This window comes from Maribacter sp. HS (assembly GCF_048059195.1).
Lineage (GTDB): Bacteria > Bacteroidota > Bacteroidia > Flavobacteriales > Flavobacteriaceae > Maribacter > Maribacter dokdonensis.
This window is the reverse complement of sequence record NZ_JAYLVV010000002.1, coordinates 137,662-157,442: the sequence shown is the minus strand read 5'-3', so window position 1 is coordinate 157,442 and position 19,781 is coordinate 137,662. Positions and strand designations below refer to the sequence as shown.

The following is a 19,781-nucleotide window of genomic DNA, read 5'->3' as shown; positions in this document are numbered from 1 at the left end:
CTTACTTGACAGTTTGTTACAAATTCATACTAAATTCTTGGTGTATAAAATTGGTTTTATATGAAAGTAAATAAAGACAGTTGCTTAACAACTGTCTTTATTTTTATCTGTAAAGGGTGAAATTACCTACCATTTCCCTTGTGTCAGCTTCACCATTTAATTTAATGATGTACCAATAGTCTCCGGTTGGTAATTCTGTGTTTTGATAAAAACCATCCCAGCCATCTTCATTGTCCTTAAAGGTATAAACGGTTCTACCGTATCTATCATAGATCGAAACAAAGATTTCAGGGTATATCTCTATGTTCAATGGCATCCAAATATCGTTTTCTCCATCACCATTTGGTGTAAAGAAATTTGGGATTTCAATATCAATGAATTCTATAAATATACTTGCAGTAGATTCGCATCCGTTTTCATCTACCACGGTTACATCGTATGTATTGGTTTCGGTAATGTAAAATACATTTTCAGAACCCATATCCCTATCGCCTAAATAGAACGTATAGTTTTCTCTACCTCCGGTAACAGTTGCGGTTATTTGGTTAATATTACTTTCTTCAACACTAATCTCTAGAGGTTCAAAAGCTTCTATTTCCACTTCATAAGTAGTTAAACAGCCGTTAGCATGGGAAATACTGATATAGTGACTACCTGGTGTCAACTCTCTGAACATTGGTTTCAGTTGCATCTCCAAAGGATCAACGGTGTCTAATCCAAACAGTACATCATTTTCTATACTTGGGTCGTTAAGTACAATATTTACATAATTACTTGGGAAGTTACCGTTACAACCATATACCGGTTCAACCGTTGCGCTTAAGTCAACCCCCGGATCAATAGTAACTATAATCGTTTCATCGCAGCCTTGCGCGTCTTCAATAAAGATGATATAATCACCCGCTGCCAAGTCTGTAAAGCTCAATCTATCCTGTACAAAATCTGTTTCGCTTTCCAAACGTGTACTGTAAGGTGCAGTACCGCCAATAATAGTCAAATCAATTGTACCATCTTCTTCGCCCACGCAAATCTCGGGTGTACTGGTAATGGTCACTTCAAGAATTTCCGGTTCGGTGATAGTTGCCTCAATCAACTCAAAACAACCATTAGAGTCTTGAGCAATAATGGTATAATCACCAGGTGCCAATTCATCGAACGTATTATCATCACTAAAGCGATCTAAGTTAGGCGAAATAGCATATTGATAAGAGCCTGACCCACCAAGCATATTTACAGTTATACTACCATCATTAGCTCCGTTACAAGTAACATTTACAATATTGGTATTGTTGGTGTCAATTAAAAGTTCATCTGGTTCTGTAATATTGATCATTGCCGAAGACACTTCACAATCATCGCTCTGTACTCTAACGTAGTAGGTACCGGCCATCAAGTTTGTGAACAAACCGGTGGATTGATTAGCGCGTACTTCTACAGTTAGACCGGCGTCCGAAAATAAAGCATATTGGTAATTACCCAAGCCGCCTTGTGCCTCTGCATCGATTACTCCGGTATTATCACCATAACAACTAATTGTTGGGTTATCGTTTTCAAGGTTGACCGTTAAAGGTGTAATCGGGTTGATCGTAATACTATTGCTTAATACGGATACACAACCAAGATTATCTTGAATGTAATAAACATAAGTGCCTGGTTGAACACCTGTAAATAAATGGGTGTTGGGTCCATTGGTTTCGTTCATTGCATTGAATGTAGATGAGCCATCTTCATTCCACATATATGGACCTGTACCACCAGAAGCTGTCAGTAACAATTCGGCATCGTTTAAACATGTTGCTCTTTGTGCAGTTACTAGTTGACCCTTAACCTCAATAGGCTCTACGATCTGAACAATTGCAGTTTCGTCATAACAATTTAAATCGTCTAGAACGGTAATACTGTAATACCCTGATCTTAAATTGCTGAAAGTAGCAGTAGTCTGGGTGCTTGTTGTTTGCAATAGGGTTGCTCCCGGTCCGTCGCCATCATAGGTGTTAAGAACATACCTATAGTTAGTGGAAACCGACCTAGGTGTAAACCCGGCTGTTATTTCCCCATCTGCATCACCTTCGCACTCTAAACCTTGAACAGATTGAATATTAGCTATAATTGGTTCTGGGGGAGTTAATGTAAATGCATTGGTGAAAGTTTCTGTACAACCTAAACTATCGGTTACTTCTACAGTATATTGACCGTCGCTTAATCCAGTAAATAAATTGCTATTTACTTGGTTGGCAGTATAATTAGTACTTGTGCTAACATGTGTTAATATAATATTGAACGGCCCTTTACCACCATTAGGTGTAATGTTGGCACTTCCCATATCATTGCTACAGCCCACATCTGTAGTGGCAATAGTAGCTAACGTTATAGGTGCGCTAGGAGAGGTAATCGTAAACGACCTTTCTTGTACACATTCTGGAGTACCCACTTGTGATGCTCTCAATATATAACTTCCGGCAGCAACCGGTATGGCAGCTGTAGTTCCTGTTCCATTGAAAATTCCAGTATCATCCGTTCTTGTGGTAGATGTGCCGTCGGCATGTAAAACTTCCCAATTGAAATCTCCGGTATACGTGGCATCTGTAAATGTTACTTCTATGGCCCCGTCTGTTCCAAAACATACCACATCTGAAAGTTTATTTACTTCAATATCGAACGTATTTGGGTTTTCAACGATATGGGTTCTAGTAATTTCACAACCAGTGGTCACATTCCTTATTCCTATGGTGTACGTGCCAATTGCAAGATTTACAAAGGTATTGTCACCTGTTTGATAGGTTGCAGATGGTAAAATTCTAAATTCGTAATTACCTAGGTTTGCAGTTGTATTTGTTACGGTGCTATTTACATTTATAGTAATGTTTTCTCCACTGTTTACACAGTCTAAATCTCTATCCACTATGATGGTTGCATCTATGAAAGTGTCATACGGGTCAATAGTTACAATATGTTCGGCAGAACAACCTTCATCGTCATAAACACGAACAATGATATCACCACCTGCCGCGTCTGTATGGGTATAGGTTAAACTACTACTGTTTTGTAATACGGTAGAAGTTGCGTCATCTATAAACTCAAAGCGGTTGTAGGTTCCACTACCGCCACCAATAGAACTTGCATTGATGCTGATAGTTGCATTGTCCGAATCATTTCCTGTAGCACATCCAAATTGATTAGGTACCGGTGCGGTGAATGTTATTGCTGTATTTTCGTCTACCACAACAGTCTTTACTGTGGTACAGTTATTTTGTCCCGTAGCGGTTACGTCATAAGAACCACCTGGTAAATTTATAAAAGATTGTGTGCCGGCATCCCATGATGCACCAGCGGGCATAGGGGTTAGGGTATATGAAAGCGGATTATTTCCATTGTTAACTTGAACCATTTCAATTTTTCCATCTTCAGCCCCGGCACAACTAACTTCAATTGGAGTTGGTGTAAAATCCGGGCGAACGGTCGCAGGAATGGTGACATCAAAAGTTCTGAAGCAATTTGGTGATGCAGTACCTATATCATATACATTTACCGTATAAATGGTATCTATAGTATTGTCTGGAACGCTTACCGGTACGTTCATGGCACCGCCCGTAAGAGTTTGTCTTGCTTCCACATTTGAAGATGCACTATCTAAAATTTCGAACTCATAATTACCTGAGCCAGAAATACCTTCTATAGCTATTTCAGCTTCATAACCTGCACCACAACCTAATTGCTTATCTAAGCTTGCAGAGGCTTGTAGGGTAGGGTGTACCACAATATTTGTGTCTTCGGTACAACCAGATTCATCTTTAATGAATACACTATAACTACCTGCTGGTACCGTGTTATAGATACCTCCATTATTTTGATAAGTAGTACCACCATCAATGGAGTATAGAATTGTACCAGAACCTGACGCAGTGATATTTACAGATGCGTTTGTACTACAATTTGAAATATCTATACTGTCAATAGTAGGTGCAGCCGTAAAGCTCATGGTAACATCATTAAGTGGGTAAGAGCAACCATATTGATCTTCTACCGTAACGGTATAAATGCCTGCTGGTGATCCAGCTGCAATCTCAATAGGGTTATCACCTGTAGCCGTAATAGTGCTAAAAGGTGAAGGTCCTGTAATGGTGTATGAATAAGTGCCGCCGCCACCTTGCACATTGTCTATTAAGATCAACCCGGGGTTTTCACACGAAATATCTTGAATAGATTGTGGGTTTCCGGTAATAATATCCAATTCATCTAGAATAGCATTTTCACTGGCACTGATACATTGTTGGACACCACTACCATCTATTTGGGTTACTTCTATATAATATTCGTTTGGTGAAAGACCAGTAATTGTAATGGTATTGCTATAGGTTACTATACCTGCACTTTGATCAATTACATTATTGTCAGTATCAAATAATGTCCATTGCATACTTGGTTCGGTAAAACCGTCTTCATCAACTATAGTATATGTTATTTCTCCATTGTTAGATAAATTACAAGAAGGATTAATTTCTGGAGTAATGGTCATTGGTAGACCTCCGACAATTTCGTTAACATTTACTGTACTTTGTCTAATACATGTTACTGGTGTATTGTTATCTCTAACATAGAAAACATAGGTTCTACCAGGTATCAAATTTGTAAACTCGTACATACCATGTCCTGCAGGTACTGTACTACCGTCTAAGGCAGTAGTGCCACCTGGGTACCACGTGGCGGTACTTTCATCAAAATTTGCAGGGTCACTTGAAAAAGTATATTCGTATCCTGGAACTCCTTCGCCACCTTGTACTTTTACTTTTAATTCATCACAATTTTCAACTACGGATGTAGTCGTAATATCTAAATCATCTAATGGGTAAGGAATGATTTCTCTTGGTAAATCTGTTTGACAAATTAGATTGCCACTACCGTCAATTGATCTAATGGACGGGAACACTTCATCACCAGAAGACAACCCAGTTCTAAAACTAGTGCCTGTTTGCCATGTGCTACCGCCGTCTTGACTATATTCTATTGTACCTGGCAAACCAGTAGTAACGTTGGTGAAATCGAAACCAAAATCAGTATCCGCTCCGCTACAATCACTTGCATAGGCTAATACAATATCTGCTGTAAGTTCAGCTGGTGCTGTGATTGTTACAGATTCCGTTTCAGAACATCCGGCTTCATCGGTAATTATTACATCGTAATCACCTGGTGCAAGATTATAATAGGTTTTAGTAGAACCAACAACATTGGTTTGTACTTGGTCTGGTGTGCCGTTGCTATTATCCACTAATCGGTAATCGAAAGGAGATAATCCGTCGTTAATAGTAACTTCAATATTACCTGTGCCGTCATGACATTCTGGGTCAGTTGCTACAGCAGCGATGTCCAATACCGGATTTGCCGATATGGTTTCGGTTACCATAGTTTCGCAAGCATCCGTACCATTTGCTTTATCCCTTACATAGATATCATAGTCTCCAATATCCGCCAAGGCAATTGTTGTAGAATTACTTGCTGAAAAATCAGCATCCGTAACCGTAGTTCCAGATGGAACAAAAGCATACATGAAATTGCTATCTCCGCCCGTTGCCGTTGCCGTCAAGCTTCCGTTGGCACATACACTTGCATTTACCGGTACTACACTAAGGGAAATTGTAGGTGCAATGGTAATGGATTGTATGGCTGAAACACAGCCATATTCATCATTTACCTCTACATCATAAGTACCTTCGGATAAGTTGCTGAATGTATAGGTAACGTCGGTTATTGGAGAAGGTGTTTGCCATGCTCCGCCGTTAATTCTAAATGAATAATTACCGTTACCATCGGTTACCGTGGCTGTAACAGTACCATTGTTTTGACCGTCATAACATTGTGTTGCCGTTAAACCAAAAGCAATAGTCTCTGGTTGAGTTACGGTTACGGTTGCCGTTGAAACTGCTTCACAATTATTATCATCCCTTACTCTTACATGGTAGGTACCTGCCGGAACGTTCAAGAACTGTGTTGAGGTAGCGTAGGTCCTTATTACGGTATTATCTGTTAATTCCAACTGATATTCATAACCTGGTGTGCCTTCATTTGCAGATGCTTGTAAAGTTGCCCCAGTATTAAAGCAAGTAAATTCAGCAGTTTGTTGAAGATCTGCCGTTAAAACGTTTGGCGAAGTCAACGTAGCAGATGTTGCTGAGGTTGCGGTACATGAATTGTCATCTACTTTTTCAACCATTACAGTGTACGTACCATCTGCTAATGTTGCAGGGGTTGTAATAGGTGATGTAGTTTCCGTTGTCCAAGTTACACCATTATCAACAGAATACCGGTAACCAAAAGTTGGGTCAAAGTTAGATACTTCAAAACGTATGCTACCATTATCACTACCGTTACATGTAGGATCGGTGCTACCTAAAATGGCAACTTCAAAAGTTTTGCCAGATTCTACGATTACTGTAATGTCTTCAGTTTTTTCACATATTTCCGGAGTTTGAGATGCCTGGATATCATCTAGCACCAAGAAATTACCGTTATCACTATCAAGGTTGGTACGTAGAACCACTCCTACTGCAGTATTTGCACCTGGATTGAATGTAACGGTTCTTAAGTGCCAATCATCGGCATTATTATTTTGGGGAATAGCAGCGGTAGCTTGACTGCTGATAACATTTCCAGAACCGTCTACCAATTCTACCAATACTTCTGGGTCGTTGCCAGAGGCATTGTCCACCAAAATATTGTAAGCGTAGAATGATATGGTGATATCTTGATCGGCAAGAGCTTCCAATCCGGTTCTAGACCATAATACATTGTTGTTTCCTGCAGACGTACTAACGCCAATTGCCATAAACCTGCCATCTGTTATGCCCGTATGGTCATTAGGACTTCTCCAAGATGTGTTAGGGTTGGTAATTCTGTTCGTTATTGCATATTCCGCATTTACAAGTATTCCTGCAGGACCTAAGTTACAATCCGTTTCAGTTCCATCTTGTGGTTCGTAGCAATATCCTGGTCCTATTTCTGCAATTTGTGTAGTAACCCCAGCACCAAAATTCTCTAAAAATAAGGTACTTTGCTCCGGAGCAACAGTACTGGTATACCCAACAGTTATCGTTTGGGTACCAGAAGCCACATTGTTAAAAATATTGTTATCTATTGGGGCATTATCAGTACCGTTTAATTTATAGGTATAGGTAAAGTCGGTCGTGTTAGAAGGCGTGATCGTCACTATGCCGTCTCCATCACACTCATAAGTAATAGCATTGGTGAACGTAGGAGCTATAGCAGAGCTTGGTACCGTAATCTCTAAAGGTGTTTCACAACCTAGGGCATCTTTGATGGCTAATTGATAGTTACCGGGAGCCAAACGTTGCTCATCAACGCTGGAGAATGTGCTACCACCATCAAAACTGTAGGTGTATGGTGCTTGACCACCACTTGCATTTAAAATTTTTACTAAGGCGGTTGGTGTTGCGGCCCCAGAGGTATCACAAGAAGCATCTTCTATTATAGAAGGTGATGCTGTAAGAATGAACGGTTGGGTTACTTCATATTTTAAGGTTTCCGTACAAGCATTACCTGGGTTACTGTTAGTATCCATTACGGTAATGGTATACACTCCTGCGGCTATATTATTAAAGAAGTTTTCTGTCTGATAAGTTACTCCGCCATCTAAGCTGTATTGATAAGGAGCATTGCCACCAGTTGCAGTAATCGTCAAAATAGATGTAGCTGAATCTGCACAGGTAATATCTGTGTTCGATGCCGAAATGCTTATGGTACCTAAATCTTCCATTGATACGATATTGGAAAATCCATAACATCCGTTATCATCCCTAATTACAAAAACATAATCACCATCTTCATTTGGAATATAGGTAGAAGGCGAACCTCCATAACCGAATAGGAATGTTGGGTTAGAGGTGAACTCCGAATCTGGAATAGTAGTTTCATCAGCATACGGAGCTACACCATCTTTACTATAGATGGCATATTCATAACCTGTTGTTCCACCAGTTGCCGTTAAATTAATTACTCCGGCAGAACACGTGATATTATCTTGATTTGTTGCGGTTAATCTTAATTCTGGAATTTCGACTACCTCAATTGTTTGTTCGTTGGTACAACCGTCTACAGTAGTGGTTACAATAACATAATCATCTGCTGCAAGCCCCGTAAACGTATGTGTATTATCCGTAGAAACTAAATTATTGGCTACCAGTGCGCCTGGGCCACCACTGCCATTGTCAAAATATAGTTCATAGCTATATTCCGGTGATACGTTTAAGGCTTGTATCGCTATGGTTCCAGCATCGGTACAATCAAACGGGGTGGAACTAGCGGTTACTTCGAAAATTCTTTCGGAAATACCAATTTCTTCCGTTTCAAAGATACAACTGTTGGCTATTGGGTCACCTGTTGAAGGATTTAGTTGTGTAATCTGTACTTTGTATGTTCCGCTTGTCGCAATTTCAAAGTTAGGACCTTGACCTGCGCTGAATGGTACTGATACCGTGTTGTTCTCTACATCGTATAATTGATATCCGTAACCTGAGCCTAAATCTATAACTCTAATGGAACCATTGGTGTCGCAAATGATATCAGATGAATCTGGTTCAGGAATATCCAATGTATTTTGATATGCATTAAAATAGAACCTACTGAAACAACCGCCTTCATAACCAATAACTACTCTATATTTACCACTTTCGGTAACGGTAAAATTATTTTCATCGGATTCCTCTTCCCATGTCCAATTTCCATCTGTATTGGCACAGTTGTCGCTTACATCGCCACAAGTTGCGTTGTCACAACTTGTTTCGTCAAGTTTTTCCCAGGTAATGCTCAAAGCATCGGTAATGCCCAATTGTATAAATGCACTATCCAAATCACCACATAGAAAGATATGTGGCATAGAACTGTTGTCATTAGAACAAGTTACCGTCTCACCTTGAATGTCATTATCTGGATTACTGTCACTATTTACTTGATTTAAATAGCTGATGATTGGGTTGGTCTGTGTTTCTCCATAACGCTCAACCGTAATTAATTCTGTATGGTTTGCACACCCTGATGTTGCTGTTTTTTCAACAATATAGTTACCTATAGTAGTTACGGTTAGAGTGTTAGATGTACCATCATCTAAAATAGTATCTCCAGAATCTATAACACCATTATTGTTATTGTCGATTGCCCAAGTATACGTATCAAAACCTAGACCTGCGGAAAGCGTGCCGCTTGCACCACAAAGTTGAACGGTACGGGCTACGTTACAATTTGCCAAGGCATCTGAAACATTGTTGGCTGCAACTTCTAAAGTAGTGGTACAAGCACCTGCCGGATTACTACCATCTTCATCAGAAAATGTATTGGTGTTCAATGTACCCGTGTAATTGGCATAGGCATGGTTTTCTAGTTGTGAGGCACAGGCCGCAACAAACTCAGAACAGTCCCCAGCTACAGATACCGTTATCTTTATTTTGTACTCAGGGTCGTCAATTTGAACCAGACCGTCCGGTATGGTAAAGGTTATTGTTCTGGTGCTTTCGTCGTAACTGTTGGTTACTCCCGGGGCATCATCAATGTTAATATCATCTAAGCTAACGTTATCCGGTAAAACATTTTTAATCGTAAAATTGGTAGCATCATCATCACCGGTATTCTGAAAACGTATGACATAATTGAATGTGTCTCCTAAGTCTACATTTTCACCGTTGATGTCAGTACCACCTAATAATTCTGAGGTATTACCTAAAACAATTACCGGTGCAAATACTTGAGTGTAAGTTGCCGCATTTACCGTACCATCCGTTGGGTCCACTGCAGGAACTCCTGTGCCATATTCACCACCATCACCACCGTCGGCAGCATCATCTTTGTAATATTCGTTAGCATCGCTACAACCATCGCCATCACTATCTAAGTCTAAGTGATCTGGAAAACCATCCAAATCGGTATCTAGATTTGCACAAAATCCGGAAAAGGACGCTGTATTATAGGATAAAAAGGCAACATCTGCATTTGAACTAAGTTGTAATCTTAGATAAGCAACGTCAGCTAAATTGGCGGTAGGTATGCCAAATTCTGATAACTCTACAGTTGCCAAGCGGTAATCTCTAGTAGTATTATTGAAAAAAATGCTACCATTAGCGTTGTAAATATCCAATCTGTAAGAACCAACTATATTTGCAAGTGCGCCGCCGCTATAGGCTTGAACACGTACTGCATTTCCTAGAGGTGCACCTGTAGCATCATAAAGACTAACTACGTGACCAACACCATTTGGGTCTGCCACTTGGGTCAGTAATATATCTGGTATACCATCACCAACATTGGTAGCTACTATAGGATCTATTTCATACGTCCATGTGTCACCAATATTGACAATACCAGAACCAAGATCTAATCCATTTTGTCCGTGGGTCAATAAAGGATTTAATGGGTCTGTGGTAGGGTCGTTAATAATGGTCAACCCTAAGGCATTATCGTTGTTTCCGTCATTTAAATTCGCTTCAAATGTTCCTTCGCCATAAATATTATTTGAAGGGGTTAAGGCCATCCAGCTAGATTCTGTAGCTGAAATATCTGAAAATCCATCATTGTTGGAGTCTATTCCATCTAATAAACCATTACCGTCAGTATCAAAAAGATTATCGTCTGCAACCCCTGTGGAGAAAGTAGTTCCGCCAGACGTGAATGCCAATAATTCATGTGATAAGTTTGGTAAAACCGGATTTCTTGATGTTGTAGAACTTCGCCAAAAACCGGAGTAGTTAGAGAAAATTTCTGTTACCGCAGTACCACCTTGAACAGTGCTGGAGGGTGAACTGAAATTAACTTCACTGGATATAATACACATTTGTTCAACAGCATCATAAATTCCATCATTGTCATCATCTAAATCAACACTATCTACAACCCCGTCATTATCAAAATCATTATGTACTATAATTCGTGCAGAAGGCTCATCTCTTGTAAGATTGGCGTCTGTTTGGTCTTGAGTATTGGTTGCTGTATTGACGAGGTTCAGTAAAGGTAAAATGTCAATTTCGTCTGCAATTACCTCTAAAGTTAAAAATGCTACTTCACCGGGAGCCAACGTTCCAATATTCCACACACTGCCATTAAACGTACCTGTTATTGTTGTCGCTTGTACTAATGAAAGACCAGCGGGAATATTATCCGTAACCTGTAAGTTGGTAATATCATTAAAGTATAAATTCTCTGCCCTAATGGTAAAAGTTGCGGTTTCCCCTTCAACTATTTCAGGTTTGTCCACTGTTTTTTCTATAAGTACGTCTGGTTCACAATAGAAAATTTTAATGGTTTGTGAATCATAGGTACAAGGACCTTTGGTACCTCTAACGTAGTAATCACCTGCAATAGTAGCGGCATATTCAAAAGAATTAGCTCCAGGTATGATCTCACCATCAAAATACCACTGATATGCATCAAAATTGTCATCTGACGCCTCAAATATACTTGAACCGGAAAAACACTCGCCTTCAACACCGCCATTAATTCTTAATACAACTTCTGGTACGGTATCAAATCCTGAAAAGTATCCTGCAACTCCTTGAGCGCCATTATAACCAAAAAAGCCAATAGCCATTGGTCCGGTTGAGGTTACACTGATATCACCATCTAAGTTAGGGATGTAAAAAGTTTTCCAATCATCAGAACCGGCAACAGGATCAGAGGCAGGTTTTGAAATTTCAACGCCGTCTTCAAACACCTTAACATTAGAATCCGCTGTATTAACCGAAGCAATAATAGTTAACCCGCCTGTAACCGTAGTACCTGCTATGTTCCTAATATCTGGAATGTTGTCCATTACATCTGGTAAAAGACAGTTGACCGGAGCAACGAAATTTAAACCTTGGGTATACAAATTACTAGATCCCGCCATAGATTGGTAGGCATAGACGTCTTTTGAGGTTTGAACGAACATGTTAGCACCTACTGAATTAGAAGAGTAATAACTGCTAGGAATTTTAAAGTACTCGCCATTATCAATAGTTGCTAAAGGTGTTGTGCTTCCATTCACGTATACATGAGTGTTGTCTGCAGTGGCAATAACTAAAGGAAACTCCGTAAGACCGTTGGTGTTACCGTTTCCTCGTATAAATACATATTCCTTACCAAGTTTATTGATCGGTACAGGTTGATCAATGCCGGCATCTCTATGGCTTTGTCCGTCTTGACTTCCAAAGTTTATAGAACCATTACTTATTACAATATCTTTGGTAGATACGATAGAGGCACCTATCCAACCGTCTTCATGTGCCTGTGTATGTGTATTGCCAATATATGTTTCATACACGAAAGATTCATTGGCGTTCAATGTTATAGTATGCGAGTTGGCAGTTATACCAGCTCTGTTGCCGCCTACCCTAAATTCACAACCAGGATCATAACCGGATAATACAACGGTTGTATTATCTTCCGTGGCCATAATGCCCAATGTATTCGATTTTGATGAATGGGTACCTTTGTTTGGAACACCGCCCCATTTAAAGTTGGTTCCCATTGCTTGTCTACCTTTGGCGGTTAACGATGCTGCCTGTGAACCAGATTTACCTCTATAGTTCACATAAAACTTTTCTCCACCGGCTGATACAAAGCGCAACCCGCTATTGGTCAATACTACTCCGGTATTGTTGTTGTCTACAAGGGTGATGTTATTGTCTCCATTACCCAAAGTCCAAACACCAGGGTTTAGATTGTCTATGGTAATAGTCCTTTCAATGGTATTAGATGTACCTCTGTACACGTATACGTTGAAAGGCGTAGTTTCTGGAGTAGATAAATAAATTGCCTGGTTTTGAATACCTGCATTATTTTGACCTTGCTTCATTGGTGGTAAATAATGCAAGTCGCTCAACTGGGCAGTTCCCAAAAAAGAACTGAAAGCAAGCAGAAAAAATAAATAGGATTTGGTAAGGTGTTTAATCGAAGTAATCATCAGTTTGGTTTCAAGTAGTACTTAAAACAAATAACGATACCTTTTACCTGCTTTCTAAAAAATTGTTGTATAACCGCGTATTATGTCAATGTATGGCCAAATTCTATATGCATGAAAAAATTTATTGGAATGAATTGTGTATTTTGTTAGTAAATTCGTGCTATGTCAGAAGAAAAATTAATGTCGAAAAAAAAGCCGGCTTACCCCGTAAGCGAAGCTTTAGATGGCTACCTGGAACATTACAGTAGAAAAATTGAAATTCCTATATTTTATGACGATTTACTAAGGTTTTCAGGGTCGGTCGTTGTCTATGATAAAAATGATGAAGATACGCTTTGGGTACGCGCATATTATTCTGAATTCGATAGAAAGGAAATAGATGATAGTTTAAAGAAAGTATATTCCATTTTATTATCTGATGGTAGTGATAATATTCATCAATATTTAAATGTTGACGCGGTGGATTTTTGCACGTTTGGGAATTCAAAACCATTTCGGATAAAAATTCGAAATGTTCTAAACGATAACTTTACTTATTTCTATATAAAAAAGACCGATGCATCTCGTATTTATGGGTTGGAATTGGAGCATATGCTTTCTCCCTACAACCTTAATTTTTTGGTTTATAAGGATACCTTGATTGAAGAACATATTGCCGGTATTCCCGGAGATGAATTTATCAAGAATAATTTACCTAAGTGTACCCCACGAGAAAAGGCGCAATTGGCGAAGGAATTTGTTAAGTTCAATGAGCGATGTATGATTAGGCTTTTGGGAGATATGCGATCATATAATTATGTCATTGTACCTACACATGATTTTGACCATGTAGTATATAAAATACGTGCTATTGATTTTGATCAACAGTGTTTTGAAGGGAAATTAAAGGTGTATAGACCTCAGTTCTTTAAGGAGAACTATCAAATGGTAGAATTGGTTAGAAGTAAGCTTACCCATGATTCTGTTGATCAATATAAACTGGAAGAACGTTCTATGGTAGCTAAGCGTATTTTAAGTTCTGGTAATAGAATAAAGAAGTTACGTGCTATTTGTAAGACCGATGAAATATCTACACCAGATAATATTGCCATGTTAAGGGAACAAATTGAGGTATTGACCATGGATATGGATTTTCAGAATTGTAAGACCATGGGAGAGGTGCTAGACCTAGCTTTGAACTTTGTTCGTAGAAATTATGAAGATGTCAGTGTAAAGCAGATTATTGAGCATAATATTAAAATAAACAGCTAGTATATATTATGATAGTCATAGTATTAAAAAAGCCATTTTTCGTGTGATGAAAAATGGCTTTTTTAATACTAAAGTTAGACAAGGCTAGCTTTTCTGTTCTTTGTTGAAATACACTAAGTAATAGTACATTTGTCTTTCCTCGTCCCAGCCTTTTTCTACAAATTTTTCAGCAGATTCAGGATTTATGAAATCCATTTTGATCTGTATGTTGGTGTCAAGATTAATAACGTTCTTAATTTTTTTACGAGCATCTGATACCGCTTTATTGGCAATGTCAAAATTGGATACATCTTCAATGCTGAACTTAGGTCCTTTTTCCGTTTTGTAATGTTTGAACTCAGGAATCAATTCTGGGTTTTCCATTACTTCATTTAAGAAAGAAGACTCTTCAAAAGAATCGTTTTTTGCAAAATGGTTAACCGCTCGGTTCATAAAAAGAACCTCTTGTTGTTTATCTTCCGCTGGTAAAACCACGTCCTTTGCAAAATTCTGACAGAACTTTAAATAGTTTTTGGTCTTGAAATTATCATCTGAAAGCGGGTCTACACCCAAGAAATTTTCTAACCAATATTTGGTGTCATATTTATTGCTATCTACTGAAAGTACTTTGTAACCTTCTTCTTTATCAACATTGAATATTAAACAACCTTTGTCAAGCTTGTTAATGTTTATACCCTGTTGAATAACAATATCCAAATTGCTCCCTTTTTCTTCAAACTGAATAAAATCATGCTTGAGCTCACTTTTAAAGATACCTATGGCATCTACTTTTTTATTGTCCAACAATAGACCGGATAGGTAAGCTACGTATACCTCACCACTTTTAATATGTGGGTGATTAGATTGTTCAAATAATAAAGAAGCTACCTTTTTAGAGTTTAAATGTGCTTTAGAAGGGTCCTCAAAAACTTCACTGACAATTTTGAACAATTCGTTGAATTCCACATCAACTTCATTGGCCAGTTTATAATAATTTTCTTCCTTTTCCCTAAAAGGCTTAAAGAAGTATTCTTTTAATAGACCTGTAGTTTCGTCATTAAGTCTAAATGGTTCTTCAGAAAGAAATATACCTTCATTTTTATTTTTGTTACCAACTCTGTGTATAGAGATACTTTCTATTTGGGTAGCATATAGGTTGATCATAAAATGTTCTAAATTAAATGGTTATACGTGACTTTGGTTCATTTGGTAACTGGTAAATTAATTCCAGTTCTCATCAAAATCCAAGTCATCATAATTATCAAAGGTATCATCAAAATCAAAGGCACTGTTCTCCGCCTCAAAGTTTTTTTCTGGTGGGGTCTCAGGTAATTCGCCAAATGTGAATAGTACATTAGGGTAAGCACGACCATCTTCTTTTGGTTGTATATCCGCCAGTTCTACAAAGAAGGTCCACATGTTCATGAAATCATAAACGTAAATCAACTTTGGGTTGTTTTCGTTCATGATGTCCTCTAAAAAAGTTTCGTTCATTAAACGAACGTCAGAACCAGATTCGCTCATATCAAAAAGTGCAATTTCTTCGTCTTGTTTCCACTCTTCATCGCAGGTGTAAAAAGATGCCATTTCATTGCCTAAAAAGCCAAATGCCTGGGTAATAGTATTATGAAAGTCCTCTAAAGAGTTATGAGCTTCAATTTCTAAATCTCTAAAAATATCTTCTTCGGCGTCTAGAATCACACGAATTTTATAAATCATACCTTAAATTTTGCGGGAGGGCAAAGTTACGAAGTTTTGATGTTTTTCCTAGGCTTTAATGCATCTAAAAGTATGTAGAATTGAACTCCAAATAGAATTGAAGCCAATACCAAGTGTAACGGCTGACTTGCAAAAGGAAAATCTAAATAGTTCATGGCTATACCTGTAATTACCTCTACTACCAATAAAAACAAGACCCAGTAAATTTTAAAATGTCCTAAGTTTAATTTGGTAATCCGGTAAACCAAGTATACATTGATTAAAAGTACGATGATTGAAAAAGATCGATGTATATAGAATAAAACCTCAGGATTTTGTAGCCATAGACTTTTAGCGTCATAACCAAATATATCTATTTGCTCGTCTACAAATTGACGAACCTGTGTGCCCATACCAATTTGTACTAAGGTTAACACTAATGCTATTAGACTAAAATACAGTACCGTCCTGTCATACCTTAAACGTTTGTTTTCTTTATTGGCCAAATAAATGATGTACAAGAGCATGGCAACAATGACCAATGCCATGAGCATATGTATGGTAATTTTGGCAGGTTCTAAAACTGAGTATACTACCGTAGCGCCTAACCATGCTTGAAAAACCATACCTACTACCACTAACCATGATAATATAGAAATACGCTTTTTCTTTTTCCAAAATTTTAATGATATAATGGCTAGCAAAAGTGTAGCCAACCCAGCTAGGGCGCCAAACAATCTATTAATATATTCGATCCAAGTATGCCAAGGGTTGAATTCGGCGTAGTCATGCTTGGTATACATTTCCCAGTTTTCTTCATTAAATGAATTTGTAGTGGTAAATGTTTCTTTTGAAACTTGTAAGGTTTCGTTCCAAATAATCACTTGTCCTTTTTCAAACGTTCTATCTGCTTGCCACTTAATTTCCGTAACATCTGTTGGCGGAATATAATAACCAAAGCATTTGGGCCAGTCTGGGCATCCCATGCCACTGCCTGTCATTCTTACTACTGCACCGGCAACAATTACCAAGTAAACTAAAACTAACGATATTTTGGCAATTTTTCTAAATGTAATATCCATAAAAAGTATCCATTCTATTTAGTAGTCTGTAAGCCTAGTTCTGCACCTTTAAGATACATAAATTCTTGTGCAGCTTTATATTCATTTGGAATTTCTCCTTCTAAAATAGCCTCTTTGATCGCTTCTTTGATAATCCCGATTTCTTTAGACGGTTTTAGGGAAAATGTTTCCATAATTTCTTCTCCACTTATAGGTGGTTGAAAATTTCTAACATGATCGCGAGCTTCTACTTCCTCAATCTTTTGGCGAACAATTTTGAAATTTTGATGATACCTTCGCTGTTTTTTAGGATTCTTTGTAGTGATATCCGCTTCGCATAAGGTCATTAAATCTTCCACATGGTCACCTGCATCAAATATTAACCTTCGTACGGCAGAGTCTGTCACAAAATCTTCTGATAAAACTATAGGTCTAGAACTCATAAGTACGAGCTTTTGTACATATTTCATTTTATCGTTCAATGGCATGCGTAACCTTTTGAACAGCTTATAGACCATTTTAGACCCCACAAATTCGTGCCCATGAAATGTCCAACCTATTTTTTTATGGAATCTTTTGGTTGGTGCTTTTCCAATATCATGTAATAACGCTGCCCAACGTAACCAAAGACTGTCTGTAGCTTCAGATATATTATCGACCACTTCTAGCGTATGCCAAAAATTGTCTTTATGTTTTTGCCCTTCTATTTCTTCAATGCCCTGTAACGCAGTAAGCTCTGGTAGAATTAAAGCTAAAAGTTCTGTTTTATGAAGCAGTGAAAACCCTACGGACGGTTTTTTGCACAACATAATTTTATTGAGCTCGTCTAATATTCGCTCGTTGGATACGATTTTTAAACGGTCTTTGTTTTCGGTAATAGCTTGTAAGGAGGGTAGTGCAATTTGAAAATCTAATTGAGTTGCAAACCGTATAGCCCTCATCATGCGTAAGGGATCATCTGAATAGGTTACCCCTGGTTCTAAAGGAGTTTTGATTATTTTGTTCTCAAGATCCGTTATACCGTTAAAGGGGTCCAATAACTCACCATAGTTAGATGAATTTAAAGAAAGTGCTAATGCATTAATGGTAAAATCCCTTCTTTTTTGATCATCTTCCAAGGTGCCGTTTTCAACAATTGGTTTACGGCTATCCCTGGTATAACTTTCTTTACGGGCGCCAACAAATTCTAGCTCAATGCCATTACTTTTGATCATGGCGGTGCCAAAATTCTTAAAAACAGAAACTTGAGGTTTTCCCTTTAATTTTGAAGCTACTTTCTCGGCAAGTGCTATGCCACTGCCAGTAGCAACGACATCTATATCTTTAGGAATGGATCTCTTTAAAAAATAGTCTCTGACAAAACCACCAATAACATAGCAGTCTACAGAAAGTTCTTCTGCAGCTTCTGAAATAGTTTTGAAAATAGGGTTGTTTAAAGCGTCTATATGGCTCTCTTGCATGTTCTTATTCTCGAATAACCTTCACCGTATTGTCATTAGAAAGTCTAATAATTGATGAGGCGGAGCTATTCTGTTTCTCTCTGTGCAAATTTACCACATAGTCTACACCTTTTAAAATGGCTTGATCTATATTTTGGAAAGAATTTGGAGTGTTGTTTCCTGATATATTGGCAGATGTTGATACAATTGGTTTTTTGAACTTACCAATTAGGTAACTGCAAAATTTGTCAGAAGCTACTCTGACGGCTAGGGTATTGTCCGCTGCAATTAGGTTTTTGGCAATACCACGTGGATTATCGTAAATTATAGTGGTTGGTTTTGTAGAAAGGTCCATAAGGTCATAGGCCAGGTCAGGAACTTTTTCTATGTGCTTCTCAAGCATTGCGTCATTGGCGACCAAACAAATTAATGCTTTACTGTCTTCTCGTTGTTTTAATCGAAATACTTTTTGAACCGCTTCTTCATTGGTGGCATCACAACCTATTCCCCAAACGGTATCGGTAGGGTAGAGTATGAGTCCGCCATTTTCTAAAACTTCTATGCATTTGTTGATTTCCTCGATCATTGAGATAAAATAATTTTGTTAATACCGTATTCTTGATCAATGGCCTGCCATTGAACCGTATTCTTATCTTTTTGTAAATTATCTTTTTTTAAAGCTACTTTTTGTGTTCCAATAATTGGTATGGGCTCTTTAGGCGTTTCGGTTGCTTGAATTGAAATAGTATTGTTCAGAATAGCCATAGCTTTAAACCATAGGTCATCTGCTTTTGGGGCTAAGGTCATCATCTTATCTAAATTGAAAACCTCTTTATGAAGCGATTTTGCTGGGTATAGAATACCCCATGCACCTATTGGTACAAATGCTTTTTGATTTATAGTAGTCTTAAATTCATTTCTCCATTTCTTAAAGGGTAGGGAATTACCATTTTCAAAATTTATATGAGATGTTTTTATGCCGATGATATAGTTAGGGTTTTTTTGATGTTCCTTATATATTACATTCAGCCAATTCTTCCGGTACATTAAGTCATCATCGCAAGTAATGATTGCTGTTTCTGGATAATCCGTTAATGTATGGATCAATTTTTTATGAGAACAATGAAGCTTGGTAAAACGAATTTCAAAAATAGATGACTCTAGTTTTTTTACATTTTTAGGAATAATGCCTTTGTGCTCTTCATTTAACCAGAGTATTACTTTCTTAGGTAATATGTCTTGGTTCAATATGCTTTTAATAACTAAATGTAATGTACCAAACCTTTGTGGAATTGAGGTCAATGAAACTATAACCGGAGCTGTAGGCTTATTTTTTTTGGTAAAAAAAATTGTAGGTAAAACTGTGTACTTTATACTGTATAATATAGATAACGGTAATTCTTTTATTACTTTCAT

General features: G+C 37.9%; 8 protein-coding genes. 1 reads left to right on the top strand and 7 read right to left on the bottom strand.

The window, feature by feature from the left end; genetic code table 11:
* Positions 1-103: 103 nt before the first annotated feature.
* Positions 104-12,937, bottom strand: coding sequence for a T9SS type B sorting domain-containing protein (locus tag VBZ51_RS00785; RefSeq protein WP_416575774.1), 12,834 nt, complete (start codon positions 12,935-12,937; stop codon positions 104-106).
* A 162-nt stretch (positions 12,938-13,099) separates the two neighbouring features.
* Here VBZ51_RS00785 and VBZ51_RS00780 point away from each other — a divergent pair, with 162 nt between their 5' ends.
* Positions 13,100-14,188, top strand: coding sequence for a hypothetical protein (locus tag VBZ51_RS00780; protein WP_091605853.1), 1,089 nt, complete (start codon positions 13,100-13,102; stop codon positions 14,186-14,188).
* A gap of 84 nt (positions 14,189-14,272) precedes the next feature.
* Here the strand turns inward: VBZ51_RS00780 and VBZ51_RS00775 are convergent, their stop codons facing one another.
* Genes VBZ51_RS00775 through VBZ51_RS00750 form a run of 6 tightly spaced genes read right to left on the bottom strand, consistent with a single transcriptional unit; the run spans position 14,273 to position 19,781 of the window.
* Positions 14,273-15,331, bottom strand: coding sequence for a nucleoid-associated protein (locus tag VBZ51_RS00775; RefSeq protein ID WP_058103527.1), 1,059 nt, complete (start codon positions 15,329-15,331; stop codon positions 14,273-14,275).
* A gap of 57 nt (positions 15,332-15,388) precedes the next feature.
* Positions 15,389-15,886, bottom strand: coding sequence for an IS1096 element passenger TnpR family protein (locus VBZ51_RS00770; protein ID WP_416575773.1), 498 nt, complete (start codon positions 15,884-15,886; stop codon positions 15,389-15,391).
* 26 nt (positions 15,887-15,912) lie between these two features.
* Complete coding sequence (locus VBZ51_RS00765) at positions 15,913-16,947, bottom strand: COX15/CtaA family protein (RefSeq protein ID WP_416575772.1); 1,035 nt, start codon at positions 16,945-16,947, stop codon at positions 15,913-15,915.
* A 14-nt stretch (positions 16,948-16,961) separates the two neighbouring features.
* Positions 16,962-18,386, bottom strand: coding sequence for a CCA tRNA nucleotidyltransferase (locus VBZ51_RS00760; protein WP_416575771.1), 1,425 nt, complete (start codon positions 18,384-18,386; stop codon positions 16,962-16,964).
* Positions 18,387-18,390: 4 nt separating this feature from the next.
* A complete protein-coding gene (locus VBZ51_RS00755; RefSeq protein ID WP_416575770.1) occupies positions 18,391-18,951 on the bottom strand; it encodes an L-threonylcarbamoyladenylate synthase in 561 nt (186 codons plus the stop codon).
* Complete coding sequence (locus tag VBZ51_RS00750) at positions 18,948-19,781, bottom strand: glycosyl transferase (RefSeq protein ID WP_416575769.1); 834 nt, start codon at positions 19,779-19,781, stop codon at positions 18,948-18,950. Before VBZ51_RS00750 ends, VBZ51_RS00755 begins: the two co-directional genes overlap by 4 nt.